The 22,080-nt window shown below is 69.7% G+C and carries 25 protein-coding genes and 1 tRNA gene; 13 read left to right on the top strand and 13 right to left on the bottom strand.

Annotated elements, in window-relative coordinates; all coding sequences use genetic code 11:
* Positions 1–144 precede the first annotated feature (144 nt).
* The 3 genes from AC4NMM_RS03860 to AC4NMM_RS03850 all read left to right on the top strand — a co-directional run bounded on the left by AC4NMM_RS03860 (position 145) and on the right by AC4NMM_RS03850 (position 1,307).
* Positions 145–597 carry a DUF6653 family protein gene (locus tag AC4NMM_RS03860; RefSeq protein ID WP_491923577.1) on the top strand — a complete coding sequence of 151 codons (453 nt, stop codon included), beginning with the start codon at positions 145–147 and terminating at the stop codon, positions 595–597.
* A 197-nt stretch (positions 598–794) separates the two neighbouring features.
* Positions 795–1,055: a type II toxin-antitoxin system HicB family antitoxin gene (locus AC4NMM_RS03855; RefSeq protein ID WP_096392895.1), complete on the top strand. Its 261-nt coding sequence runs from the start codon at positions 795–797 to the stop codon at positions 1,053–1,055.
* Positions 1,056–1,307 carry a type II toxin-antitoxin system HicA family toxin gene (locus tag AC4NMM_RS03850; RefSeq protein WP_491923576.1) on the top strand — a complete coding sequence of 84 codons (252 nt, stop codon included), beginning with the start codon at positions 1,056–1,058 and terminating at the stop codon, positions 1,305–1,307.
* A 247-nt stretch (positions 1,308–1,554) separates the two neighbouring features.
* On the opposite strand, the gene AC4NMM_RS03845 is transcribed toward AC4NMM_RS03850, so the two are convergent.
* The 3 genes from AC4NMM_RS03845 to AC4NMM_RS03835 form a co-directional block, all read right to left on the bottom strand.
* Positions 1,555–2,754: a threonine synthase gene (locus tag AC4NMM_RS03845; RefSeq protein WP_491923575.1), complete on the bottom strand. Its 1,200-nt coding sequence runs from the start codon at positions 2,752–2,754 to the stop codon at positions 1,555–1,557.
* A 220-nt stretch (positions 2,755–2,974) separates the two neighbouring features.
* Positions 2,975–3,048: transfer RNA gene (locus AC4NMM_RS03840), tRNA-Ile, on the bottom strand.
* Between the two features lie 103 nt (positions 3,049–3,151).
* Positions 3,152–3,796: an FxsA family protein gene (locus AC4NMM_RS03835; protein WP_096392898.1), complete on the bottom strand. Its 645-nt coding sequence runs from the start codon at positions 3,794–3,796 to the stop codon at positions 3,152–3,154.
* A 150-nt stretch (positions 3,797–3,946) separates the two neighbouring features.
* Between AC4NMM_RS03835 and AC4NMM_RS03830 the strand changes: the two genes are divergently transcribed.
* Both AC4NMM_RS03830 and AC4NMM_RS03825 read left to right on the top strand, forming a co-directional pair.
* The gene (locus AC4NMM_RS03830) at positions 3,947–4,654 is read left to right on the top strand and encodes a DUF1405 domain-containing protein (protein ID WP_096392899.1); all 708 of its coding nucleotides are present in this window, start codon (positions 3,947–3,949) and stop codon (positions 4,652–4,654) included.
* Between the two features lie 59 nt (positions 4,655–4,713).
* Entirely contained in the window at positions 4,714–5,760 is a 1,047-nt protein-coding gene (locus AC4NMM_RS03825; RefSeq protein WP_096392900.1) for an enolase-like domain-containing protein, read from the top strand.
* Between the two features lie 526 nt (positions 5,761–6,286).
* Here the strand turns inward: AC4NMM_RS03825 and engB are convergent.
* Positions 6,287–6,907, bottom strand: coding sequence for a GTP-binding protein EngB (gene engB / locus AC4NMM_RS03820; RefSeq protein WP_096392901.1), 621 nt, complete (start codon positions 6,905–6,907; stop codon positions 6,287–6,289).
* A 70-nt stretch (positions 6,908–6,977) separates the two neighbouring features.
* Entirely contained in the window at positions 6,978–7,268 is a 291-nt protein-coding gene (locus AC4NMM_RS03815; protein WP_096392902.1) for a hypothetical protein, read from the bottom strand.
* Positions 7,269–7,377: 109 nt separating this feature from the next.
* Between AC4NMM_RS03815 and AC4NMM_RS03810 the strand changes: the two genes are divergently transcribed.
* A complete protein-coding gene (locus AC4NMM_RS03810) occupies positions 7,378–8,127 on the top strand; it encodes a 5-formyltetrahydrofolate cyclo-ligase (RefSeq protein ID WP_491923574.1) in 750 nt (249 codons plus the stop codon).
* Between the two features lie 32 nt (positions 8,128–8,159).
* Here AC4NMM_RS03810 and AC4NMM_RS03805 read toward each other — a convergent pair whose 3' ends face one another.
* Both AC4NMM_RS03805 and AC4NMM_RS03800 read right to left on the bottom strand, forming a co-directional pair.
* Complete coding sequence (locus AC4NMM_RS03805) at positions 8,160–8,363, bottom strand: DUF8106 domain-containing protein (RefSeq protein ID WP_096392904.1); 204 nt, start codon at positions 8,361–8,363, stop codon at positions 8,160–8,162.
* 215 nt (positions 8,364–8,578) lie between these two features.
* Positions 8,579–9,673, bottom strand: a complete 1,095-nt coding sequence (locus AC4NMM_RS03800; protein ID WP_096392905.1) for an archaeosine biosynthesis radical SAM protein RaSEA — start codon at positions 9,671–9,673, stop codon at positions 8,579–8,581.
* A gap of 229 nt (positions 9,674–9,902) precedes the next feature.
* Here AC4NMM_RS03800 and AC4NMM_RS03795 point away from each other — a divergent pair, with 229 nt between their 5' ends.
* Entirely contained in the window at positions 9,903–11,807 is a 1,905-nt protein-coding gene (locus tag AC4NMM_RS03795) for a bifunctional metallophosphatase/5'-nucleotidase (protein ID WP_491923606.1), read from the top strand.
* Between the two features lie 102 nt (positions 11,808–11,909).
* On the opposite strand, the gene AC4NMM_RS03790 is transcribed toward AC4NMM_RS03795, so the two are convergent.
* Positions 11,910–12,377, bottom strand: a complete 468-nt coding sequence (locus AC4NMM_RS03790) for a VanZ family protein (protein ID WP_491923573.1) — start codon at positions 12,375–12,377, stop codon at positions 11,910–11,912.
* A 199-nt stretch (positions 12,378–12,576) separates the two neighbouring features.
* On the opposite strand from AC4NMM_RS03790, the gene AC4NMM_RS03785 reads away from it, so the two are divergent.
* From AC4NMM_RS03785 to AC4NMM_RS03775, 3 genes are all read left to right on the top strand, one after another.
* Positions 12,577–14,508 carry an aldehyde ferredoxin oxidoreductase family protein gene (locus tag AC4NMM_RS03785; protein ID WP_096392907.1) on the top strand — a complete coding sequence of 644 codons (1,932 nt, stop codon included), beginning with the start codon at positions 12,577–12,579 and terminating at the stop codon, positions 14,506–14,508.
* A gap of 69 nt (positions 14,509–14,577) precedes the next feature.
* Positions 14,578–14,916 carry a DUF8066 domain-containing protein gene (locus AC4NMM_RS03780; protein WP_491923572.1) on the top strand — a complete coding sequence of 113 codons (339 nt, stop codon included), beginning with the start codon at positions 14,578–14,580 and terminating at the stop codon, positions 14,914–14,916.
* A 38-nt stretch (positions 14,917–14,954) separates the two neighbouring features.
* Complete coding sequence (locus AC4NMM_RS03775; RefSeq protein ID WP_096392909.1) at positions 14,955–15,323, top strand: DUF8147 domain-containing protein; 369 nt, start codon at positions 14,955–14,957, stop codon at positions 15,321–15,323.
* 34 nt (positions 15,324–15,357) lie between these two features.
* Here AC4NMM_RS03775 and AC4NMM_RS03770 read toward each other — a convergent pair whose 3' ends face one another.
* The 4 genes from AC4NMM_RS03770 to AC4NMM_RS03755 are packed head-to-tail and all read right to left on the bottom strand — an operon-like array spanning position 15,358 to position 17,885.
* Positions 15,358–15,714, bottom strand: coding sequence for an AzlD domain-containing protein (locus AC4NMM_RS03770; RefSeq protein ID WP_096392910.1), 357 nt, complete (start codon positions 15,712–15,714; stop codon positions 15,358–15,360).
* A 46-nt stretch (positions 15,715–15,760) separates the two neighbouring features.
* Positions 15,761–16,450: an AzlC family ABC transporter permease gene (locus tag AC4NMM_RS03765; RefSeq protein WP_096396063.1), complete on the bottom strand. Its 690-nt coding sequence runs from the start codon at positions 16,448–16,450 to the stop codon at positions 15,761–15,763.
* 2 nt (positions 16,451–16,452) lie between these two features.
* On the bottom strand, positions 16,453–17,298 hold the full coding sequence (locus tag AC4NMM_RS03760; RefSeq protein ID WP_096392911.1) for an RNA methyltransferase: 846 nt from the start codon (positions 17,296–17,298) through the stop codon (positions 16,453–16,455).
* Positions 17,295–17,885, bottom strand: a complete 591-nt coding sequence (locus tag AC4NMM_RS03755) for a DUF8114 family protein (RefSeq protein ID WP_096392912.1) — start codon at positions 17,883–17,885, stop codon at positions 17,295–17,297. Before AC4NMM_RS03755 ends, AC4NMM_RS03760 begins: the two co-directional genes overlap by 4 nt.
* 114 nt (positions 17,886–17,999) lie before the next feature.
* Between AC4NMM_RS03755 and AC4NMM_RS03750 the strand changes: the two genes are divergently transcribed.
* The 3 genes from AC4NMM_RS03750 to AC4NMM_RS03740 all read left to right on the top strand — a co-directional run bounded on the left by AC4NMM_RS03750 (position 18,000) and on the right by AC4NMM_RS03740 (position 21,244).
* Positions 18,000–18,599: a DUF192 domain-containing protein gene (locus AC4NMM_RS03750; protein WP_491923571.1), complete on the top strand. Its 600-nt coding sequence runs from the start codon at positions 18,000–18,002 to the stop codon at positions 18,597–18,599.
* Between the two features lie 488 nt (positions 18,600–19,087).
* Positions 19,088–20,371, top strand: a complete 1,284-nt coding sequence (folP, locus tag AC4NMM_RS03745) for a dihydropteroate synthase (RefSeq protein WP_491923570.1) — start codon at positions 19,088–19,090, stop codon at positions 20,369–20,371.
* Positions 20,372–20,533: 162 nt separating this feature from the next.
* On the top strand, positions 20,534–21,244 hold the full coding sequence (locus AC4NMM_RS03740) for a 6-hydroxymethylpterin diphosphokinase MptE-like protein (RefSeq protein WP_491923569.1): 711 nt from the start codon (positions 20,534–20,536) through the stop codon (positions 21,242–21,244).
* Here AC4NMM_RS03740 and AC4NMM_RS03735 read toward each other — a convergent pair.
* On the bottom strand, positions 21,241–22,026 hold the full coding sequence (locus AC4NMM_RS03735; protein ID WP_491923568.1) for a creatininase family protein: 786 nt from the start codon (positions 22,024–22,026) through the stop codon (positions 21,241–21,243). The genes AC4NMM_RS03740 and AC4NMM_RS03735 overlap by 4 nt on opposite strands.
* Between the last annotated feature and the right edge of the window lie 54 nt (positions 22,027–22,080).

Here is a 22,080-nt window from a genome sequence, read left to right as displayed (position 1 = left end):
TCAGACCGAGTTGGAGATATTTACTGGGGAGAGTTGATTGAGTGAATCCACTGCGTGGCTCGGTTCATTCGTGAAATCACCGCCTATGTGTCAACATCTCTGACTCGGACGAAACTATTTGCTCGCTCGGAGAAACGCTCACGCATGGCCCCCACCCTGCCGGACGACTTCGAAGCGCGGTTCTGGCGCCGCCACTCCAATCCGAAGAGCGGCTGGAGTCGCACGGTCCTGCTGCCGGCGCTCCTCTTCGCCGTCTATCACCGGAAGCCGCGACTCGCGGGCGCCGCGCTCCTGTTCACCCTCTTGAATCCCATTCTGTTCTCCCCGCCGGACGACGACGACGCCTGGATGACCCGCGTGGTGCTGGCCGAACGGTGGTGGACGCGCGAACGGAAGGCGGGCGTCTTCGATCGCACGTACCCGAACTGGCTCAACCTGCTCAACGTCCCCGTCTCGGTGTACGCGTTCGTCGCCGCGTACCGCCGTCAACCCCTCCGGGCCGCCCTCGCCGGAACGCTCGCGATGGCGCTGAAGTTCTGGTACGTCGGCGCGCTGGTCCGGCGATACGACGCCGCCGACCGACCGGAGGACCGATAGCGGGCGTCTCCGGCAACGACCGTCCCGACACGGCGGTGTCCCGACCAATGGTGCCCGAGCTGTTCGCCTCGTCTGTTCGCGAGGGCGTTTCTGGAAGGCCTCGCGAACCGCGATCCCGGTGCCGTCTCGGAGTGCCTTCAGGCGTGAACTGGACTCACCGACAGAACGCTTATTCGAGCGGTCCCCGAAAGACGGGTATGGCGAGTGCGACGCGCGACGCCCACGACGGAGAGGGCGTCGAGTTCATCCACGGGGACGACGGCTCGATAACCGCCAAGGACATCGAGACCGGTGTCGCCTCCTTCGGCGACACGAAGGCCGAAGCACTCCGGATGCTCGCGGAGGCGATCGAACTCCATGAAGGCGGCGGCGAGCCCGTCACCGAGGAGGACCTCGAAGAGTGGGGTCTCGAAGACTCGGAACCCGGTGACGAGGAGCTTCCCGACTTCATGGAGTGAATGGTCCGGACGAACTTCTCCGGGCGCGAGATCGCGTCTGTGCTTCACGACTTCGGCTACGAGCGCGTCGGTCGGGTCGGAAGCCACCTGAAGATGCGATACGAATTGCCGGACACGGACGAGGTTCGAGTCGTGACGGTACCGATGGCGTCGGAAGACGAGATACCGACCGGGACGCTCCAGTCGATCGCCGACCAGTACGGCGCCGACGATTTCCACGCGTGGTGCGAGTGGATCGACGAGCATCGGTGACCGGAGGTCACGCTCGTCGACCACGACCTCGACGCTACGCCCGTCCGGGCGCTGCTGCTCGCCCGCGTGACCGGGAGCGACACCCCGGCGTTCTGGGTCAATGGCGCGAACCGGGCGAACGGACGGCATCTCTCCGACACAAAGACGAGCCGGTAGCGACCGACTGAGGGGCCGGCGCGCCGGCGAGAACCGCGCGGACCGATAACCGACCGCCGCTCTTCCGATCGGCCACCAGCTCACCGACGGGTCACGACACCGCGTCGCGGACCGCGTCGGGGACGTCCGCCCGGTCGACCTCCCGAACCGACGCGGCGTCGACGTCTGCGCCCCCGTACTTGTACCCCGATCCGGTCAGTATCACGGCGACGTCGTCGTCGGAGCCGAGCTCGCCGGACGCGGCGAGCTCCCGGACGGCGGCCGTGGCCACGGCGCAGGACGGCTCGACGGAGACCCCGGCGTCGGCCGCGAGGCGCTCCGTCTCGGCCAGCATCGTCTCCTCGTCGACGGAGACGACGGCGCCGTCCGTCTCCGAGACGGCGGCCAGCGCTCGGTTCCCGCTCGGCGGGTCGGCGTTGTTGATCGAGACGGCCGCCGTCGGCTCGCCCTCGACGGCCTCGACGCGCGACGCGCCGCGTCGGTACGCCCGCGCGATCGGGTCACAGCGCGCGGCCTGCGCGAGGTAGATCCGCGGCACCGCCGAGAGCAGTCCCGCGGCGTTCAGCTCGCGGAGCGCCTTCCAGACCCCGCTCGCCTGCCCGCCGCTGCTGACCGGCAGGACGATCGCGTCGGGGGCGTCGGGCGCGAACGCCTCGCAGATCTCGTACGCGACCGTCTTCTGGCCGGCCACCCGAAGCGGGGCGTCCGAGTTGAGGAACGCGACGCCGAGGTCGCCGTCGAGGGTGTCGTCGTAGAGTCGCCCGTAGTCGCCGCGGACCCGGAACAAGTGCGGGTCGTGTTGGGCGATCATCGCGAGCCGCGAGTCGGGCGTGTCCTCGGCCACGAGGATGACCGCTTCCCGGTCCGCCGCGGCCGCGTGGGCGGCGACGCTCAGCGCCATGTTCCCGTGCGAGACCGTTCCGACCGGGCCGTTGGTCCGACCGATGCCGACCGCGGTCCCGCGGTCCTTGAAGCTCCCCGTCGGGTTGACGCCCTCGACCTTGAGGTGGATCCGCGGGCCGTCCGCCGGTTCGATCGACGGCGCGCGAAACAGCGGCGTTCCGCCCGCGGCGGCGGCGAGCCCGTTCGGCCGCGCCGCGGGGAGTACGGACTCGTATCGCCAGAGGGTGTCTCGTCCGAGCGAGGCGCCGTTCTCCGTGGGTTCGCTCGCGTCGGGCCAGTCGAACGCCGCGGCGTCGGTCTCGAACCAAAGCGGCTCGCCGCAGCGACAGCGCGCCGCGTCCCCGAACGCGTACGTCTCCCCGCAGTCGTAACACGTCAACTGCTCCATACCCCCCTCTCACGTGCGGCGTACAAATGACTGGCCACGGGCGAACGAGCCAGGACCTCGGTCGACTAACGAAGATCGGGGGAGAGCGGTGCCTATCGGCGTGACTTTTCTCGGACAAGACGCGGTAGCAGTGCCTCTAGCGGGTTAAAACGACGAAATTGGGTGGCTGGGGAGTCCCAGCCCACCAATTTACTCGGGCGGAGCCCGAGTTGAATCAAGGTGGGCCAACACGGATTTGAACCGTGGACCTCCCGGTTATCAGCCGAGCGCTCAACCTGACTGAGCTATTGGCCCAGGCGAGCGCATTCAGTCGTTGCGCGGGTAGGATTTTAAGGGTTTCCTTTCGGAAGCCGGCCGCAGTGTGGCGGTTTCACGGGGACTCACGATGCCCGCGCAGTCAGTCGGTTCCCTTCCGCTCCTCCTCTTCGACGGTGAAATCCACGTCGACGACGTCGTCGTCCGCCGACGCGCCGCCGGCGTCCGCGTTCCCGCCGGTGCCCCCGTCGGGGTCGGAGCTGTCGCCGCCGTCGAACCCGTCGGGACCGTTTCCGGAGGCGCCACCGGGACCACCGCCGGGGAAGCCACTCCCGCCGCCCATCGTGAAGCCGCCCTCGCCGTCGTTCGGGAAGCCGCCGATGTACACGTTCCCGGAGAGGAAGCCGTCCGTCTCGCGCTCGATGTACGGGACGACGACGTACTTCTTCAGGGCCACGCGGATGGGGACCCGAGAGAGCGGGAGCGCGAGCAGGAACCCGACCGCGTCGGTGACGAGCCCCGGCGTGAGCAGGAACGCGCCCGCGGCGATGAGCAGCCCGCCGTCGAGCAGCTCGTCGGTCGGGGGCGTCCCCTGCGCCGCCTTGCGCTGGATTCGCGCGAGGGTCGCGCGCCCCTCGGCGCGTAACAGGAGCATCCCGAGGACGGCCGTCAACACGACGAGGGCGACCGTCATGGCCCACCCGAGCCGCGTCGCGACCACGATCAAAAACAGCGCGTCCACGAGGGGGACGACGAGCAGCAGCGCGAGCAGCGTTCGCGGGCGCATACCCCCGCCTTTCCGCCGGGCGCCCATAGCCCTTTTCGTCGCGGCCGGGGTCTAACGGGGATCCGGGCCGCGCTCGCGACCCCAGTCGTTCGCGTCGGCTGCGTCCGCCGCGACCGCCACGGCTTTGCCCGCCCGGTCCGAGCCCGCGGTATGGACATCGTCGGCGCGCTCGGACGCGACCCGCCGGACCGCGAGTCGCTCCCGCGGTGGGTCGCGCCGCTCCCGAAACGACTGGAGGACGTCGCCTTCCGGTTCGCGTGGGTCATTATCGCGATCAACCTCGTCGGCACCGCGTTCGGCTTCTGGTACTACCGGTTCCAGTTTCAGGAGCTCCCGACCGAGATGTGGGTCTTCATCCCGGACAGCCCGGGCGCGACGCTGCTCATCGCGCTCGCGCTCGGCGCGTGGGCGCTCGGCCGGTCGAGCGACACGCTCGCCGCGCTCGCGTTCTTCGGGAACGTCAAGCTTGGACTGTGGACGCCGTACGTCCTCGTCGTCTTCTGGCCGGAGTTCCTCGCGCTCAACGGCCCGGCGCTGTACGCGTTCCTCTTCGTGAGCCACCTCGGAATGGTGGTTCAAGCGTTCGTCCTCCACCGGATCACCGACTTCCCGCTGCGGGCGGTGGCGATCGCGACCGCGTGGTACACGGTCGACCTGCTGATGGACTACTTCGTGCCCGTGATCGGCGAGGTCACCCACACCTCGCTGCCGTACGCCGACGGCGCGCCGTGGTTCACCACGACCGTTCTCCAGGTCGCGGCCGCTGGCGCGGTCGCGCTCACCGTCGTCCCGCTGTTCTGGGCGCTCGGCACGCGGATCGCGACGCTCCGGAACCGAGCGAGCGACTCCGAGGCGTGATCGGACGGCGCCGCGATCGCGCTCACCGATTTAAGTGATCGGGCGGCGTCGGATCGGCCATGAGCCACTACGAGCGGATCGCGGACCTGTCGGTGACCATCGAGTCGGTCGCTCGCCGGCGACACGTCGCCGACACGACGAGCGGGTTCGAGCGCACGACCACGGAGTATCGGCTCTCCGGCGACGGCCTCGTCGGCCGCGGCGAGGACGTGACCTACGAGACCGCCGACCACGACGCGCTCGCCGAGGCCGATCCGATCGACATCGAGGGGGAGTGGACGATCGACGAGCTGTCGGACCGGCTCGAAGAGATCGACCTCTTTCACGGAACTCCCCCGGAGAGCGAGGCTTCGCGCAACTACCGCCGGTGGGCGGTCGAGAGCGCGGCGCTCGACTTAGCGCTCCGACAGCGGGAGGAGTCGCTGGGTGAGCGGCTCGGCGTCGACCCCGAGCCGGTCCGCTTCGTCGTCTCGACGCGGCTCGGGGATCCGCCCTCGACCGACCGCGTCGAGGAACTGCTCGCGCACAATCCCGACCTGGAGTTCAAGCTCGACCCCACGCCGGAGTGGCCCGAGGAAGCATTCGAGACCCTCCGGAAGACCGACGCCGTGCGCGTCCTCGACCTGAAGGGGTGGTACGAGGGGACCGACGTCGACGTCGAGCCCGACCCGGAGCTCTACCGCGACGTGTTCGCGGCGTTCCCGGCCGCCGTCGTCGAGGACCCGGCGTTCACGCCCGCGACGGGCGCGCTCGTTCAGCCGCAGGCGGACCGCCTCTCGTTCGACTACCCGATCGACGGCGTCGAGAGCCTCGAATCCCTCCCGGTCGAGCCGGGCTGGTGTAATATCAAGCCCTCGCGGTTCGGCACCCTCGAATCGCTGTTCGAGACGATCGCCTACTGCGAGCGGAACGGGATCGAACTGTACGGCGGCGGCCAGTTCGAGCTCGCGAGCGGCCGCACGGCGATCCAGACGCTCGCCGCGCTCTGTTACCCGGACGGGCCGAACGACGTGGCGCCGCGGGCCTACAACGACCCCGACACCGAGCCCCCGTACCCGAAGAGCCCGCTCCGGCCGAGCCGCGACGCGGTCGGCTTCGAGTTCTAAACCGACGGGAGTTCAATCGGTTATTGGGTCGACTATTTATAAACAATTGGCGGCGGCGCGCGCCTCCGAGCGCCCCTCGGGCGCGAGGAGCACCGTGCGACTGACGATGCTGGGGAGGCGTGAGGTGCTGTGCGGGGCGGTGCGGGGTGGGACTCAAAGGGGCAGCCGCGAGGCGGCCGCTGGCGACGCAAGCACCGCAAGGAGTGAGCGGAGCGAACGACTGAGGAGCGCAGCGAGCGTGCGGCCGCCTCGCGGCTGGGGCTTTGGCGGTGTTCGCTGTCGATCCGCGGTTAGCTATTTATAAACGAGCGGCTGGGGCTTTGGCGGTGTTCGCTGTCGATCCGCGGTTAGCTATTTATAAACGAGCGGCTGGGGCTTTGGCGGTGTTCGCCGACGATCCACAGGCGACCATTTATAAGCGAGCGCCTGGGGCTTTGGAGGTGTCCGCCATCGATCCACAGTCGACTATTTATAAATCGACGACCGCATCCACGGAGCAATCGACTTCCCCCTTATACACCACCACTTATGAAACGAACTTCAGCAGGTCGTCGCGGTTGTGGTCGTGGAACCGGGTCCGCAGACACTCTTCCAGAGATTCGATGTCGCCTCGTTTCGCGCAGATCGGTGCCACGCGGTCGGACCACTGCTGCCACGGCGGGTACAGCCCGAGCCGATCACAGATCTCGTCGAGCCGCTCGTCGACGTCGTCGATCTTGTCGGTCTTGTTGACGGCGACGATGGGTTCGACGCCCACGTCCTCCAGGAAGCCGAACATCTCCACGTCGTGGGGGATGTTCCCGCGCTCGGCGTGGCGGTCGATGATGTCGACCGCGGCCTTCCCGTCCATCACGACGACGCCCGCGAGGATCGAGTCGGCGTTGTCCTCCAAGTAGCGCACGATGTCCGTTTTGATCTGCTCGCGGTGCTCGTCCTCGACGCCGGACATGAAGCCGAACCCGGGGAGGTCCGTGAACATGAAGCTCTCGCTGGCCCAGTCGAAGTGGTTCGGCTGGCGGGTGACCCCCGGCTTGCCGCCGGTCGAGAAGTCGTGGCCCGTCAGCTCGCGCATCAGCGTGGACTTGCCGACGTTCGAGCGCCCCACGAGGACGACCTCGGCGTCGCGGTCCGGCCGGTCTTCGAACATACCCGACCGTGCGCGCCTGAACCGGTTAAAAGGCGCGTCGCGGAGCGGACCGCGACGCCCCCCGCGTCCCTCAGTCGGTCGACGGCGTCATCGACCGGCCCTTGGCGACGCCGTCGGCGATCACCTTATAAATCGCACCGAAGATCCCGGCGAAGACGACGACCGCACCCAGAAGCCCCACGAGCAGACCGAACAGCGCCAGCCCGAAATTCGGCTCCTGTCTGAAGCCGGTCTCGGTCGCCGCGGCGACCATCCCGCCGCCGACGGCGGCGATGACTTGGCCGACGATCACCACCGCGACGTAGTAGATCATGATCCGGAAGCCGTACGTGATCCCCTCGGTCACCGAAACGGTGTCCATGGGTGCGAAAAACATCAGGCACACATAGTGTTTGCTTCAACTACATGTACTATCCGGGCGGCTCACCCGTCGGCGGAACGTTGATGCCCGCGAGCGGACAGGTCGACGCATGGACAAACAGACCGTCCGCGAGGCGGTGTGGGACGCCTTCGACGAGGGCGACCAGGCGCGGTTCCCGTTCCCGCCCCACGACCGGATCCCCAACTTCGCCGGCGCCGACGCGGCGGCGGAGCGGCTCGCGGAAACCGAGGCGTGGGACTCGGCCGCGACGCTGAAGGCCAACCCCGACGCGCCGCAGCTCCCGGTCCGACGGGCCGCGCTCCGCGCCGGCAAGACGGTCTACGTCGCGCAGCCGCGGCTCCGCGACCCGGACCCGTTCCTCCGGCTCGACCCCGCCGAGATCCCGCCCGAGGAGATCGACGACGCCACGACCGTCTCCGGCATCTCCGAGTACGGGGCGCCGACCGCGCCCGAGGCCGTCGCGCACGTTGACCTGATCGTCGCCGGCTCCGTCGGGGTCACGACCGACGGCGCCCGGATCGGCAAGGGCGAGGGGTACAGCGACCTGGAGTGGGCGGTCCTCCGCGAGCTCGACGCGGTCGGTTCGGACACGACCGTCGCGACCACCGTCCACGAGTGCTCCCTCCTCGACGGGCCCGAGTCGGCGGTCGGCGCCGACGTTGACCTCCCGGATCCCGACGCGCACGACGTGCCCCTCGACCTCGTTGCGACGCCGGAGCGGACGGTCCGGACCGACACGCCGTACGCGCGACCGGACGGTGTCGACTGGGACGCGCTCGACGCGGAGAAGCTGTCGGAGATTCCCGTCCTCGCGGAGCGGGCGCCTGAAAAGGAGTGACCGCGGATCGCGATCGGCGTGTGCGACCGCGACTAATCAGCGTGCTGCGGCGTCGGCGCGGACCGCTCCGACCGGTGGTCGGCGACGTGGCCGCACTCCGGACAGACGACGGTGCGCTCGTCGCCGTCGCTGACGACGAGCCACCCGTTCGACAGGGGACTCTCGAAGCGACACTCCGGACAGAAGAGGACCGACTTCCCGCGGGAGGGCGGGGAACCGCTGGCGTCTGCGTTCATGTATCGGATCAGGGCCCGGAGCTATAAGGGTCTTTTTCGACCTGATCGTTCAGTATGATCGGGATTAACATGCGTGTCTGTCACGTTCTTTCAGAGATAACAGATCGATCATTTCTAAAACCAGAGAAATACTGATCGACATCTGTCACCATCGTTCGATGACGTTCGGCCGGCGGGCGGACTCCGACCGCTCTGAACCTCCGTCGCTCCCCGACCTACCGCGCGAGCGGCATGTTGTAGCTCGTCTCTTCCGCCATCACGTACTCCCAGGTGGCCTCGCACTCGCAGGACACCTGCTCGAAGACGCTCGGGTCCTGCCGCTTGTCGAAGTCCTTGATCGCGGTCTGGACGCGGTCGTCGCACTCGCCGCAGTTGTGCGCGCCGCGGTCGGAGCCGTGGCCGACGGGGTCCGAGACGACGATAGCGTCGACGTCGGCAGTCGCTTCGAGGACGTGCGCGACCGACCAGAGCCACGGCGGGCGGTAGCCCCCCTCGAAGAACAGCTCGTCGACCATCGTGTACCGCTGGACGTTCGTGGGGTTCATCGAGACGGTGTGGCAGCCGTCGACGTCGGCGCAGCGGCGGATCGAGTCGATCATGTCGGCGGCCGCCTCCGGCTCCGCGAGGAAGGGCGGCTTCATCAGGAGGTACGCCTTGATCCCCACGTCCGCGTCGAACTCGCCGTCGGCCGCGGCCGCCTCCGCGCAGGCGTCCTCGAAGTCGGCGAAGTCGAAGTACTTGTTCACGCAGTCGTGGCGCACCCGGTCCGTCGCGGTCTCCAACCCGACGGCCACGTCGGTCGCGATGCCGTGGTCCGCGAAGTCGGCGATCTTCTCGCGGTCGACGAAGTCGGGCAGCGACTCGACGACGATCCGGTCGCGGTCCGCGAACGTCTCGGCGATCGCTCGCCGGGTCTCGGCCGGCACCTCGCGCTCGTCGAGGAAGGAGCCGGAGGTGTAGATCTTGATCAGCTCGGCCGGCTCGTCCGCCTCCTCGGCCTCGTGGTCCAGACACGCGTCGATCTGCGTCATCAGGTCCTCGTGGGCGACGCTGCCGCCCTCGACCGACTCCGCGACGTAGCCGCACATGGTACAGCCGCCGGCGCGGGCCCAGCGACAGCCGCCCGTGTTCAGGATGATCGTTAGGGAGTTCACCACGCCGTCGGGCGTGTTGTCCTCGTCGATCCACACGCGGGTCGGCTCCGTCGGGTCGTACGTCTCCGAGCGCTCGGCGCGGATGTCGCGCATCACGGCGTTGTGCGCGTCCATCCCGCGCCCCTGCTCGTACGCGTCGGGGCTCGGCTTGCTCATTGTCGGGGGAAGCGGGCGAGCGCGTAAAGCGGTGTCGTCATCGCGGGGTTGACCGCCCGCGGGACCCGGCTGCGACGACCGCGGGCGGCCGGTCCCGGACCGACCGGTTGCGAGCCCTTCTCAAGAAGAGAGATATTGATAAATATATACTATTTCATAGAAAGATTTTATATAGGCCGCTAAGTGGAATAAATCGATGTCACGAGACCGTGACTACGGACGGCGTGACGTGCTGCGAGCGGGTGGAATCGTGCTCGGCGGGTCGCTCGTTTCCGGGTCGGCGACGGCCGCGGACGGCGACGGGTCGACGACGCTGACGCTTCTGTCGTACAACGACGTTCAGACGGCGGCCGCGGAGGACAAGAAGTTCCCGCGGCTGGTGACGCTTATCGAACAGCGCCGGGCGGCGGCCGACGGCCCCGTCGTCGTGGTCGGCGGCGGCGACCAGGTGGGGCCGCACGCGCTCAGTCCGATCTCGCAGTGGCGCGCGCCGGTCGACGTCCTCAACGAGGTCGGTCCGGACGCGGACGTGATCGGGAACCACGAGTTCGACTACGGGTTCGATGCCATCTTCAACGTGACGGCCGACTCCGAGTTCCCCTGGCTGGCGACCAACCTCGTCGACAGCGAGACGGGCGAGGCGTTCGACGGCACGGAGTCGGAACGGATCGTCGATCGCGGCGGCGTCAGCGTCGGGATCATCGGCCTCGCCGACGAGGGGGCGACGACCGGGAAGACGAACATCGACTTCGAGGCCGAGGGCGTCACGATCGAGGACTACACCGAGACGGGGCCCGCCGAGGCGAAGCGGCTCAAGGAGGAGGAGGACGTCGACGCCGTCGTCGCGCTCGCGCACACGGGGATCGACGACGCGGAGGACCTCGCCGAGGCCGACGCCGCCGACGACATCGACGTGATCGTCGTCGGCGACGACGAGCGGTTCTACCCGCCGGAGGAGGTCGACGGGTCGATCATCTCGGAGGCGCGAGCCCGAGCGGCCTACCTCAGCGAGATCGAACTGACGATCGAGGGCGGCGAGGTGACCGCGTTCGACGGCCAGCTGATCGAGGTTACCGAGAACGTCGAGAAGGACCCCACCGCGTCGAGCATCATCAACGACTACCGCGCGGACGTGGGGCTCGACGAGGTGATCGTGGAGGCCGAGACCCCGCTCGACGCGACGTTCGGCTCGAACTACCACCGCGAGACCGGCTACGGGAACCTGATCACCGACGCGATGCGCGACCGCGCCGACGCCGACGTCGCGATCACGAACTCGGGGGGCATCCGCTCGGACTCGGTGTACGGGCCCGGCGAGATAACCGGCGGTGACATCTTCAACACGCTGCCGTTCCCGAACACGCTCGTCACGGTCGAGCTGACGGGCGAGGAGCTGGTCGAGACCTTGGAGAGCCAGATCGTCACGCTGGAGAGCGAGACCGGACAGGACCTCGGCGAGGAGGTCTCCCAGCAGGTCAGCGGCGTGCGCTTCGAGTGGGTCCCCCACGAGGGCGTCGACGAGCAGATCCGGGACGTGCGCGTCGGCGGCGAGCCGCTCGACCCCGACGGGACCTACGAGGTCGCCGTCAACAGCTTCATGGCCAACGGCGGGAGCGGCTACCCGCTCGAAGACAAGCCCGTGGTGGAGGCGACCGACGAGCTGCTCGTGACGCTCGTCGTCGACTACCTGCGAGAGCGCGACACCGTCGCCCCGACCGTCGAGGGGCGGATGCAGCGCGTCGACCGCGACCTCTCCGACGCCGCCGTCACCGTCGACGGGAACGGGAAGGTGGTCGCGCAGTTCGACGCGCCCGACGACGTCCAGTCGGTCGCCGAGGACACCGTCGCCGTGTGGACGCCCGACGGCGACCACGTCGACGCGGAGCACGTCGCCTTCGGCGAGGGCGACGAGACGCTGGTCGTCCGCGTCGACGACGGCGACCTCGCGGACACGATCGAAGACGCGGACGACGGCGACGAGGTCCCGCTCGACCTCTACGCCGAGTACGAGTCGAGCGAGTACGACCACGTCTACTTCGAGCGCTCGCGGCTGAACGCCGACGTGGCGACGACCGTGCGGCGCCGGGGACGGGGCGCTCCCGGCCGCGGCCGGGCCGACCCGCCGGGGCGCTGACGCCGTCGCCGCCGAGCGGCTCAGCGGTCGGCGTGACGGCCGGTCGTCGCCGCCGAGTGGCTCAGCGGTCGGCGTGACGGCCCGCCGTCGCCGCCGACGGGTTCAACCGCTGCCCGCCGCCGACGGCTTCCGGAGGACGGCGGCGACCGCCGCCCCGATCGCCGCCCCGACGGCGTTGACCGCGGCGTCGGTCCACGCGAACGAGCGCCACGGGACCGGCGCCTGCGCGAGTTCGACGCCGAACCCGACGCCGATCGCGACCGCGACGCCGACGCAGATCGGGACCGCCGCGGGGACGCGCTCCGGGCGTGCGCGCCCGACATCCCTCGTCACGAGCGCGGCGAGCACCGCGTATCCGACGAGGTGAAACGCCGTGGTGACGCCGATCCACGCCGGGAGGACGCCGCCCGGGCGGCCGCCCCCGGACGCGGCGCCCGGTACCGGGAGGAGCGACGTGACGACGACGAGCGCCGCGAACGCGACGGCGGGACGGCGCGGACCGCGGCCGGCCGCTCGGCGCCGATCCCCCCGCCGACTCCCGCGCTCGTCGTCCGGATCGGCGCTCGTCACGGTCCGGGTTTCGGTCCGGTTCGGGTTAACTCCCCGTTTCGACGCCATCGCCCCGAATCCGCGGCTTAACCGCCGGACGAGAGCGTTTCGAGCGAACGGCGATCGAATCTCGGTCCCGACCGGATAGTAATCGGTTCCGGTTACGGCGCCGAATCAACACCTAACACGGTGTAGTCCTAATATAATGATAGAGCATTACATGACTGAAATGGGCGGCTACAGAGACCGTGTGGCACAGGTCGACCTCGGCGGCGGCGAGGTCAGCTACCGCGGGATCGACGACGACGACGCGGAGAAGTACATCGGCGCGCGCGGGCTCGGCGTCAAGTACGTCTTCGACAAGGGTCCCGACGTGGACCCGCTCGGACCGGAGAACCGACTGGCGTTCATGACGGGCCCGCTCACGGGCACCCAGACCGTGATGAGCGGTCGGATCGCCCTGGTGACGAAGTCCCCGCTGACGGGGACCGTCACCGACTCGCACCACGGCGGCTGGTCCGGCGCGCGGCTCAAGTGGGCCGGGCTCGACGGCATCCTGCTCGACGGCGCGAGCGACGAGCCGGTCTACCTGTTCGTCGAGGACGGCGACGTGGAGGTACGCGACGCCTCCCACCTCTGGGGCCAGGGCGTCCACGACACCATCGACCAACTCGGCGAGGAGGTCGACGGGAAGGTCGGCCGCGACGTCTCCGTGATGGCGATCGGCCAGGGCGGCGAGAACGAGGTGCGCTACGGCTGCGTCATCAACGAGGACGACCGCGCCTCGGGCCGCGGCGGCACCGGCGCCGTGATGGGCTCGAAGAACGTGAAGGCGGTCGTCGTGAAGTCGGGCACCGACATGCCCAAGCCCGCCGACCCGGAGACGTTCCAGGAGGGCTACCAGCAGGCGATGGAGGTCATCCGCGAGTCCGACGTCACCGCGCCCAACGAGGGCGGGCTCTCGATGTACGGGACGAACGTCCTGATGAACGCGACCGAGGAGATGGACGGGCTCCCGACGAAGAACGCGAAACACACCTCGACGGAGGCGTACAGCGAGGCCGACGGCGTCGACGTGCAGGCCGAGCGCGTCTCCGGCGAGAACGTCCGCGAGAACATCCTCGTCGACGAGCCGACCTGTCACTCCTGTCCGGTGGCGTGTAAGAAGGAGGTCGAGGTCGACGTGACCCACAAGGGGCAGGACCTGAACGTCCGCATGGAGTCGTACGAGTACGAGTCCGCGTGGGCGCTCGGCCCGAACTCGGGGCACGACGACCGTGACGAGATCGCGGTCATGCTCGACCGGTGTAACGACCTCGGCATCGACACCATCGAGGCCGGCAACATGATGGCGATGGCGATGGAGATGAGCGAGGAGGGGAAACTGGAAGGCGTCGGCCACCTCGACTGGGGCGACTCCGAGACGATGATCGACCTCATCGAGGAGATCGGCCACCGCTCCAGCGACCTCGGCGACCTCCTCGCGGAGGGCCCCGAGCGCGTCGCCGACGCGAAGGACGCGCACGGCAACAAGCTCTCCGTCAAGGGCCAGACGATGGCCGCGTACGACCCGCGCTGCATGAAGGGCATGGGGATCGCGTACGCGACCTCCAACCGCGGCGCCTGCCACCTGCGCGGGTACACGCCGGCCGCCGAGATCCTCGGCATCCCGGAGAAGGTCGACCCGTACGAGTGGGAGGGCAAAGGCGAGCTCACCGCCACCTTCCAGGACTTACACGCGGTGTCGGACTCGTTCGACATCTGTAAGTTCAGCGCGTTCGCGGAGGGGATCGAAGAGTACGTGCTCCAGTACAACGGCATGACCGGCCGCGACCTCTCGGAGGACGACCTCTTCGAGGCCGGCGAGCGCGTGTACAACCTCGAACGGTACTTCAACAACCTCGCCGGCTTCGACGGCGCGGACGACACGCTGCCGAACCGGTTCATCGAGGGGCACCCGGACGCCATCCCCGGCACGGGCGCCAGCGAGGGGGAACTCGTCGAACTCGACAAGCTGAAGGCCGAGTACTACGAGACCCGCGACTGGGTCGACGGCGTCGTCCCCGACGAGAAGCTCGAGGAGCTCGGCATCGACATCGGGCCCGGAACCGGCGTCTCCGCCGGCGACTCCGCGGCCCCGGCCGACGACTGACCGAGCCCGCGTCGCGGACGCGGTCGCCGCCCACTTGTTTTTAAGTGATCTCCCCCGGTAGCGCCGGCCATGGCGCACGACCCGCTCTCGCCGTCCGAGGCCCTCCGCACGCCGATCGGTGCCGTCCTCGCGGCCGTGAGTCTCCTCGTGTTCGTGTACTCGCTCGTGATCGTCGGGCAGATCCTGCTCGGCGTCATCGTCGTCCTCGCGCTCTCGGTCGGCCCGTATATCTCGTACCGGCTGTTCGCCGCGCTCGACTCGCTCGCCGACGCCGCCCAGCGGATCGCCGACGCCCGCGAGCGCGAGGTCGGAGGGGGCGAGGAGGCGCGGTTCGACCGCCCCGTCGACCGCGACGCCGCTGAGACGCGCGAGCGGTCCGGGGAGCGCGCGACCGAGCGCGAGCGCTGACGCGACCGTTTATCTCCTCCCGCCGCGACCGGACGGGTATGAACTGGCGACTCGTCGCAGCGCTCGGCGTCGGCGTGACCGCGTTCCTCCTCGCGGCCGTCACCGTCACGGAACTGCTCGCGGCGACGATCGAGTTCTCCGCGCTCGTCGGGCTCCCGGTCGGAATCTTCGTCGGCGCAGCGGCCGCGGCGGCGACGCGGTTCCGCCTCTGGAAGAACCCGGGCGTGCGCCCCGCGCTGCTCGGCGTCGCCGCGGTCGGCTACGCGATTCTCGGCGTCGCGGCCGCCTCGTACGCGATCTCGTCCGTCCGCGGGCTGGTGAGCGTCGAGCGCGCTCTCGCCGTCGCCCTCCTCGTCGGCGTCGTCGCCTTCGCGGTTGCGACGCGGCGATCGGACCGGTTCGACTGACGCGCTATACGGCGGCAGACCGCCGCCGTCCGGCTCAGGCGAACACGACGAACCGGAACAGCCACAGCGCCCCCATTCCGGTCGCGATGGTCGCGAACACGTTCTCCGTCCGCCACGCGACCGCGCCGGCGACGGCGCCCGCGATCAGCCGCTCGTCGAGGAGGGTCGCGGCGACCGACGGCCCCAGCGTCACCAGGTCGGGGAGGACGAGCGCCGCGAGGACCGCCGGCGGGACGTACCGCAGCGGCCGCTGAACGCGCGTCGGGACCCCGTCGATCCGGCCGAAGAGGTGGATGAAGGAGAGCCGGATCCCGTAGGTGACGACGCCGATGGCGACGATGGCGACCCAGGCGCGCGGCGAGGCGACGAGGCCGGCGAGCGCGTCGGTCACGAGGCCGTCACCTCCGAGCCGACGGCGGCCGTCGCGAGGCCGGTCGTCACGACGCCGTCACCTCCGTCACCAGCCCCGCCCCGATCCCGCACAGCGCGCCGACGAGCAGCCCGAGGTTGAGCGGGAGCCCGGCGGCGACGACCGCGACCGCGCCGGCCGCGACGCCCGCGACGGTGGTGGGACGGTCCTTCATCGCGGGCACGAGGAGCGCGAGGAACACCAGCGGCACGGCGAAGGTGAGCCCCCACGCGTCGGGGACGCCGGCCCCGAGGACGACCCCCGCCACCGTCCCGATCTGCCAGACGATCCACAGCGACGCGGCCGCACCGAGGTAGTAGCGCCACCGGCTTCGGTCCGGGTTCTCGTCGAACTCCGCGACCGAGAGCGCGTACGCCTGATCGGTGAGCAGGTAGGCGAGCCCCGCGCGGAGTCGGCGCCCGTACTCCGCGAAGTGCGGCGCGATGGAGGCCGAGTACATCAGCATCCGGAGGTTGATCACCATGGCCGTGCCGACGACGACCGCGAGCGGGGCGTTCTCGCCGAGCAGCTCCAGCGCGGCGAGCTGGGAGGCGCCCGCGAACACGATCACGGACATCCCGACCGCCTCGGCCAGCCCGAGGCCGGCGTCGACGGCGGCGATGCCGGCGACGAGCGCGAACGGCGCGATACCGAGCATGAGCGGCGACACGTCGCGCACGCCGGCCAGCAGGTCCTCGTCGAGAGCGGGGCCGCGCACGGTCACTGCTCCTTGGGGTACGGCGGCTCGTCGTACTTCGCCGCGAGGTGGTCGGCGTGTTCCAGCTTCGCGTTCGCCTTCCGGAAGGTGCCGAGCAGCGAGTGGACCTCCCGTTCCGTCGGGTGCGCGCGGCCGAGCAGCCGGCGCATCAGCAGCGCGTTCTTCTCTCGGACGTGGTCGCGCTGGCCGGTCGCCGCGAGAAACTCGTCGAAGAACTCGTGGAATCGCTCGACGTCGGGCTCGGGGGCGCGGGTCACCTCGGTGTCGGGCAGCTGCGTCTCGTCGACGGTGAGGTCGCGGAGCTCGTATAAGAGTACAGTCGCGGCCTGCCCGAGGTTCAGGACCGGGTAGTCGTCGTCGGCCGGGATCGAGCACACCTCGTCGAGCCGCGAGAGCTCCTCGTTGTTGAGCCCGCGCCCCTCGCGGCCGAAGACGATGGCGGTGGGCGCGTCCACGGTCTTCAGCGACTCGCGCAGCTCGACGGGCGTCTTGAACGGGAAGCGCTCGTGGCTGCGGTCGTCCTCGCCGGTGATCGCGGTGGTGCCGACGGTGTGGTAGTTCGCGACGACCTCGTCGAAGGTGACCTCCTCGGCGTTCGGCAGCACGTCCTCGCGGGCGTGGCCGGCGAAGCCGTACGCCTCGCCGTCCTCCTCGATCTCCGGCGGGTCCACGAGCTTGAGGTCCGAGAGTCCGAAGTTCTTCATCGCTCGCGCGATGGTGCCGACGTTGCCCGGCGTCTCGGGCTCGACGACGACGACCACGGGTTTTTGACGGGACCGGTCGGCCTCTCCGGGGCGCTCTTCGGCGGCGTCCGTCTCCGCCGTGTCGTCCGCTTCGCCGCCGGTCATCGGTCCGACGGGTAGTCGGCCGAGAGGTCGAGGTCGGAGTCCGCGAGCTCCTCCTCGGTCAGCTCCTCGCGTTCGGTGTCCTCCTGCCCGGCGAGTTCGAGGATGTCGATCCGCTCGCCCTCGAAGTCGGCTTCGAGCCGCTCTTGAATCTCCTGCTGGTCGGGCAGGTCCGGGAGCCCGTCGGGGTCCTCCTCGACGTGTTCGACGGAGCCGTACCCCTCGGGGGCCTCGTTGCCGGCGGCGACCCACTCGTGGAAGCGGTCGGCGAACTCGACCGATCCCTTGTGCTCGCTGCCGCCTTCCTCGCGGAACCAGTACAGCAGGTCGGGCTCGTGTTCCGGGCAGAGCAGGACCTCGCCGTCCGGCTCGCCGTACACGATCTCCGCCTCGTTACAGAGATGAATCTCCTCCTCGCCGTAGTCGAGGTAGCAGACGTCGCAGGGCTCCTCGACGAGGCCGACGAGCCGCAGGAGTCGCTCCCGGGGGTCCTCCGGGATCTCGTCGAGGGGCTTCAGCTCCTCGTCGTCGGTGAATATCTCGTCCTCCTCGAAGCGCCACCCGCGGAGGCCGATGCTCACTTTCGCCATGTCGTAGGCTACGCTCCGGCGGCGATAAAAGCGCGTCCTTCCCGGCACGAGGGCGGTCGCTCCGCCGTCCGGCGGAACCGGCTTTTTAAATCCACGAATCACTTCGGTGTGTGTATGAGACGGCGTCGGCTTCTGGGAGTGGCCGCTGTCGCGACCGCGGGCGCCGCGGCGGGCTGTCTCGGGGGCGGTGATCCGGCGGGTGACGGCGAGGTAGCGGGCGACGACGGCGAGGTAGCGGTCGACGGCGGCGATTCGAGCGGTGACGGCACGAGCGGCGGAACCGGCGGCGACGACGTCGAGTGGCCCAGCGAGCCGTACGCCGACTACGAGACGACGACCGTGGCCGTTGAGGGGGCCGACGGAGAGGAGAAGGGGTCGGTGACCGCGGCGGTCGCCGACGCCGGCGACAAGCGTCTCCTCGGGCTCAGCGACGCCGAGGCGCTCCCGGAGGACGGCGGGATGCTGTTCGTCTACGACGCGCCCCGGGACTCGCTCACCTACGTGATGCGGCGGATGAGCTTCGGCATCGACATCGTCTTCGTCGACGGCGACCGGGAGATCGTCCGGATCCACAACGCGCCCGAGCCCGGCCCGAACGAGGACGGCGAGGAACAGCAGTACGACGGGTCGGGCCAGTACGTGCTTGAGGTCCCCTACGAGTGGACCGACCGCCACGGCGTCGAGGTGGGCGACTCGCTGCGATTTGATTTATAAATAGAATTTAGGTGGCTGTGCGACCGTTTATAAATAGCTGGTGACGGACTAACGATGAACACCGCTAGCGTCCCGGTCGCTCGCTTATAAATGGCTGGTGACGGATCGCCGGCGAACACCGCCAAAGCCCCAGCCGCGAGGCGGGCGCACGCTCGCTGCGCTCCTCGGTCGGTCGCTCGTTTCACTCGCTCCCTCCTTGCGGTGCTTACGTCGCCTGCGCCCGCCTCGCGACTGCCCCTTTGAGTCCCGCCCGCCCGCGACCGCACAGCACCTCACACCTCCCCAGCCTCGTCGGGCGCGTCCTTCGGGCTCCCTTCGGTCGCCCTCGGAGCGCCCGACTCCCTCGCGCGTGCTCCTCGCGCCCTGCGGGCGCTCGTCGGCACGCGCCACCGCACCGCCGATCATTTATAAATAGATGTGCGACTCGTTCCCCGGCGAGCGCGTCGGGTACTCGCCCCGTTTATGTCGCTCGCGCCCGTGCTGATCGTATGCGAAACGTGGACGCCGCGGGGCTGGGGATCGGCGACGACCACCCGCCCCGGATCATGGGCGTGCTCAACGTCTCCGAGGAGTCGCCGTACGACCCCAGCGTGTACGACGACCCCGGCGAGGCCGCCGCGTACGTCGACGAGGAGCTGATCGGCGAGGGCGCCGACATCGTCGACGTCGGCCTCGAATCGGCCAACAAGGACCTCGACGTGCTCTCGGCCGAACAGGAGCTGGAGCGGCTCGACACCGCGATAGAGACGCTCGAATCGACCTCGGGCGACGCCGTCTGGTCGATCGAGACGCGCTACCACGAGGTCGCCGACGAGGCCCTCTCCCGCGGCTTCGACATGGTCAACGACATCTGCGGCTTCGCCGACCCCGAGATGCCCCGCGTCTGCCGCGAACACGACGCCGCGGTCTCGAAGATGGCCTCGCCCCCCGACCTGGAGCGCCCGGGCGCCATCGAAGATGTCGACGAGATATACGAGGCGCTGTCGATGAACGGCTTCACGGACAAGACGATCCTCGACCCCGCGTTCGGCGGCTGGTCCGCGGCGAAGACCCACGCGGACGACCGCGAGACGTTCCGCCGCCTCCGGGAGTTCCGCGGCTACGGTCGTCCCCTCCTCGTCTCGATCAACCGCAAGAGCTTCCTCAAGACGGTCGCCGGCCGCAGCACGGAGGAGGCGCTTCCGGTCTCGCTGGCCGCCACGTCGATGGCGGTCGAGCGCGGCGCGCACGTGGTCCGCACCCACGACGTGGGCGAGACGCGCGACGCCGCCCTCGTCGGCGCCGAGTTCGCCCGCGACCGCCACCGCTCCGGCGGCGACTCCGACGCGGTCGCCGTCGAGGAACTCAACGTGACGACGGTCCGCGAGGCCGAGCGCCACCTCGACCGGATCGGCGCGTCGGAGGCGACCCGAGGGAACCGCGACGCGGCCGGCAACGCGGTCGTCCGCACCTACGAGCTCACCGGTCTCGGCGACGCGGCGGTCGGCGCCCTGCGCGCCGCGACCGTCGGCGGCGACGCGAGCGGCGCGGCGTTCGCGCTGGGCGACCCGACCCGCGCGGAGACGCCGCCGACCCCGTCTGCGACCGACGGCGGCACCGCCGGTTCGGCCGGTCCAGCGGGCGACGGATCCGCCGGCGACGGCCTCGCGAGCGACCGCCGCGGCCTCCTGATCGGGACGCCCGTCGCGATCGAGTCGGTCAGAGAGGCGGTTTCCGGCGTCTCTGAGGCGCTCGACGCCGCGCTCGCGGGTATCGACCCCCACGTGAGTTAAGAGAAAGTTTATGCCCTCGTGTAGACAACCGATCGACCGGACGCCGGAGGGGCACGCGGGTAGGGGTACTCTGTGCCACTCCGGTCCATACCATAATTCGCCCGGGGAGCGGCGGCGCTATTCGGCGCCGAACGTGACGTCCGCACAGAGCGTGATCCGCCCGTGAACTTCGCGGCCTTCGAGCCCGTCTACGAGGCGATCCTCGCCGACTTCGGCTTCGACCGCGCGGCCGACGAGCGCGCCCGCGACGTCGCCGCCGACCTCGCGACGCCGTTCCCGCTGGGCCGCCTCGGCGACTGGGAAGGGGAAACGGTCGCGGTCGCGGGCGCGGCGCCGTGCCTCGCCGACGAGGTTGCGCTCGCTCGCGACGCCGACGCCGTCGTCGCGGCCTCCACGGCGGCCGACGTCCTCGTCGACCGCGGTGTCGCCGTCGACTGTATGGTGACGGACCTCGACAAGAACCCGGAGACGGCGGCCGAACTGACCCGCGACGGCGTCCCCGTCGCCGCCCACGCCCACGGCGACAACGTCCCGGCGGTCCGCGAGTGGCTCCCGCGCTTCGCCGACGAGTGGACGCTGGCGACGACCCAGGCCGCCCCCGTCGGCCCGGTCCGGAACACCGGCGGGTTCACCGACGGCGACCGCGCCGCGTTCCTCGCCGACCACGTCGGGGCCGGCGAACTCGTCTTCCCGGGCTGGAACTTCGACGACCCCGACGTCGACCCGATGAAGGCGCGCAAGCTCGACTGGGCCGGCCGCCTGTTGCGCTGGCTCGAACGCCGCCGCGACGAGGAGTTCGAGATTCTGGACGGCCGGCGAGAGGCGGCCGACGCCGCGCTCCGGGAGGCCCTTGGCGACCGGTTCGACGACTAAGTCGACTCCCGCTCTACGCGCGGTTCCGGGAACAGCTCCTCCTCGTCGCGGTCGCCGATCCACTCCGCCAGCTGGACGAGCTGGTCCGCGGCGGCCTCGAACAGGCGCTCGCTCTTCTCCGGAGTCACGTCGGTCGGGTCGCCGAACGCGCCGTTCGCGGAGTTGTCGACCGAGTCGTAGAACGTCCGGGCGCCGTGGACGGTCGTCTCCGCGCTCTCGAGGTCGACGAGGCCGCCGTCGCGGGCGTCTTCGAGCCGGTCCTCGCGGACGAGCTCGGGCGCGAGATGGGTGATCATCGCTGTCTCCTTCGGACCGGCGTGGGGGCCGTTGCGCTCGAAGAGGTCGTCGACCAGCTCCGGGATCGACTCGTCCCACATCCACTCGACGGCGTAAGCCACCTCGTCCTCGTGGAGCCGGCGGCCGACCTCCCGGAGGTGCTGGACGTTGCCGCCGTGGGCGTTCACGAACACGATACGGTCGATGCCGTGGTACGCGAGGTTCCGCGAGAACGACTCGACGTAGTCGCGGAACTCCGGCGGGTCGACCCACATCGTCCCCGGGAACTGTCGGTGGTGGGGGCTGACACCGACGTTGACCGTCGGCGTTCGGAACGCGTCGGAGCGGTCCGCGGCCGCCGTCGCGAGCCCCTCGGCGATCAGGTGGTCGGTCGCGAGCGGGAGGTGCGGGCCGTGCTGTTCGGTCGAGCCGAGCGGGACGAGCGCGACGGAACCGGGAGACAGCGCGTCGCCCAACTCCGGCCAGGTGTGGTCCGCGAGGTACATACCTCCGCCTCGCGCGCGACACGTATCAACCCCGTCGTCTCGGTCGGGTTCGCC

The organism is Halorubrum sp. SD41, from assembly GCF_058630335.1.
Note: the sequence above shows the minus strand (reverse complement) of the source record. Positions and strands in the feature narration are given on the sequence as shown.

Bases quoted from the DNA above. Each gene is read 5' to 3' on its own strand.
- AC4NMM_RS03800 (WP_096392905.1), bottom strand. From the start codon at position 9,673: ATGAGCAAGCCGAGCCCCGACGCGTACGAGCAGGGGCGCGGGATGGAC.
- AC4NMM_RS03810 (WP_491923574.1), top strand. From the start codon at position 7,378: ATGGACAAACAGACCGTCCGCGAGGCGGTGTGGGACGCCTTCGACGAG.
- AC4NMM_RS03850 (WP_491923576.1), top strand. From the start codon at position 1,056: ATGGTCCGGACGAACTTCTCCGGGCGCGAGATCGCGTCTGTGCTTCAC.
- AC4NMM_RS03860 (WP_491923577.1), top strand. From the start codon at position 145: ATGGCCCCCACCCTGCCGGACGACTTCGAAGCGCGGTTCTGGCGCCGC.
- AC4NMM_RS03805 (WP_096392904.1), bottom strand. From the start codon at position 8,363: ATGAACGCAGACGCCAGCGGTTCCCCGCCCTCCCGCGGGAAGTCGGTC.
- AC4NMM_RS03825 (WP_096392900.1), top strand. From the start codon at position 4,714: ATGAGCCACTACGAGCGGATCGCGGACCTGTCGGTGACCATCGAGTCG.
- engB (WP_096392901.1), bottom strand. From the start codon at position 6,907: ATGTTCGAAGACCGGCCGGACCGCGACGCCGAGGTCGTCCTCGTGGGG.
- AC4NMM_RS03855 (WP_096392895.1), top strand. From the start codon at position 795: ATGGCGAGTGCGACGCGCGACGCCCACGACGGAGAGGGCGTCGAGTTC.
- AC4NMM_RS03775 (WP_096392909.1), top strand. From the start codon at position 14,955: ATGAACTGGCGACTCGTCGCAGCGCTCGGCGTCGGCGTGACCGCGTTC.
- AC4NMM_RS03750 (WP_491923571.1), top strand. From the start codon at position 18,000: ATGAGACGGCGTCGGCTTCTGGGAGTGGCCGCTGTCGCGACCGCGGGC.
- AC4NMM_RS03845 (WP_491923575.1), bottom strand. From the start codon at position 2,754: ATGGAGCAGTTGACGTGTTACGACTGCGGGGAGACGTACGCGTTCGGG.
- AC4NMM_RS03735 (WP_491923568.1), bottom strand. From the start codon at position 22,026: ATGTACCTCGCGGACCACACCTGGCCGGAGTTGGGCGACGCGCTGTCT.
- AC4NMM_RS03830 (WP_096392899.1), top strand. From the start codon at position 3,947: ATGGACATCGTCGGCGCGCTCGGACGCGACCCGCCGGACCGCGAGTCG.
- AC4NMM_RS03815 (WP_096392902.1), bottom strand. From the start codon at position 7,268: ATGGACACCGTTTCGGTGACCGAGGGGATCACGTACGGCTTCCGGATC.
- AC4NMM_RS03760 (WP_096392911.1), bottom strand. From the start codon at position 17,298: ATGACCGGCGGCGAAGCGGACGACACGGCGGAGACGGACGCCGCCGAA.
- folP (WP_491923570.1), top strand. From the start codon at position 19,088: ATGCGAAACGTGGACGCCGCGGGGCTGGGGATCGGCGACGACCACCCG.
- AC4NMM_RS03785 (WP_096392907.1), top strand. From the start codon at position 12,577: ATGACTGAAATGGGCGGCTACAGAGACCGTGTGGCACAGGTCGACCTC.
- AC4NMM_RS03835 (WP_096392898.1), bottom strand. From the start codon at position 3,796: ATGCGCCCGCGAACGCTGCTCGCGCTGCTGCTCGTCGTCCCCCTCGTG.
- AC4NMM_RS03755 (WP_096392912.1), bottom strand. From the start codon at position 17,885: ATGGCGAAAGTGAGCATCGGCCTCCGCGGGTGGCGCTTCGAGGAGGAC.
- AC4NMM_RS03780 (WP_491923572.1), top strand. From the start codon at position 14,578: ATGGCGCACGACCCGCTCTCGCCGTCCGAGGCCCTCCGCACGCCGATC.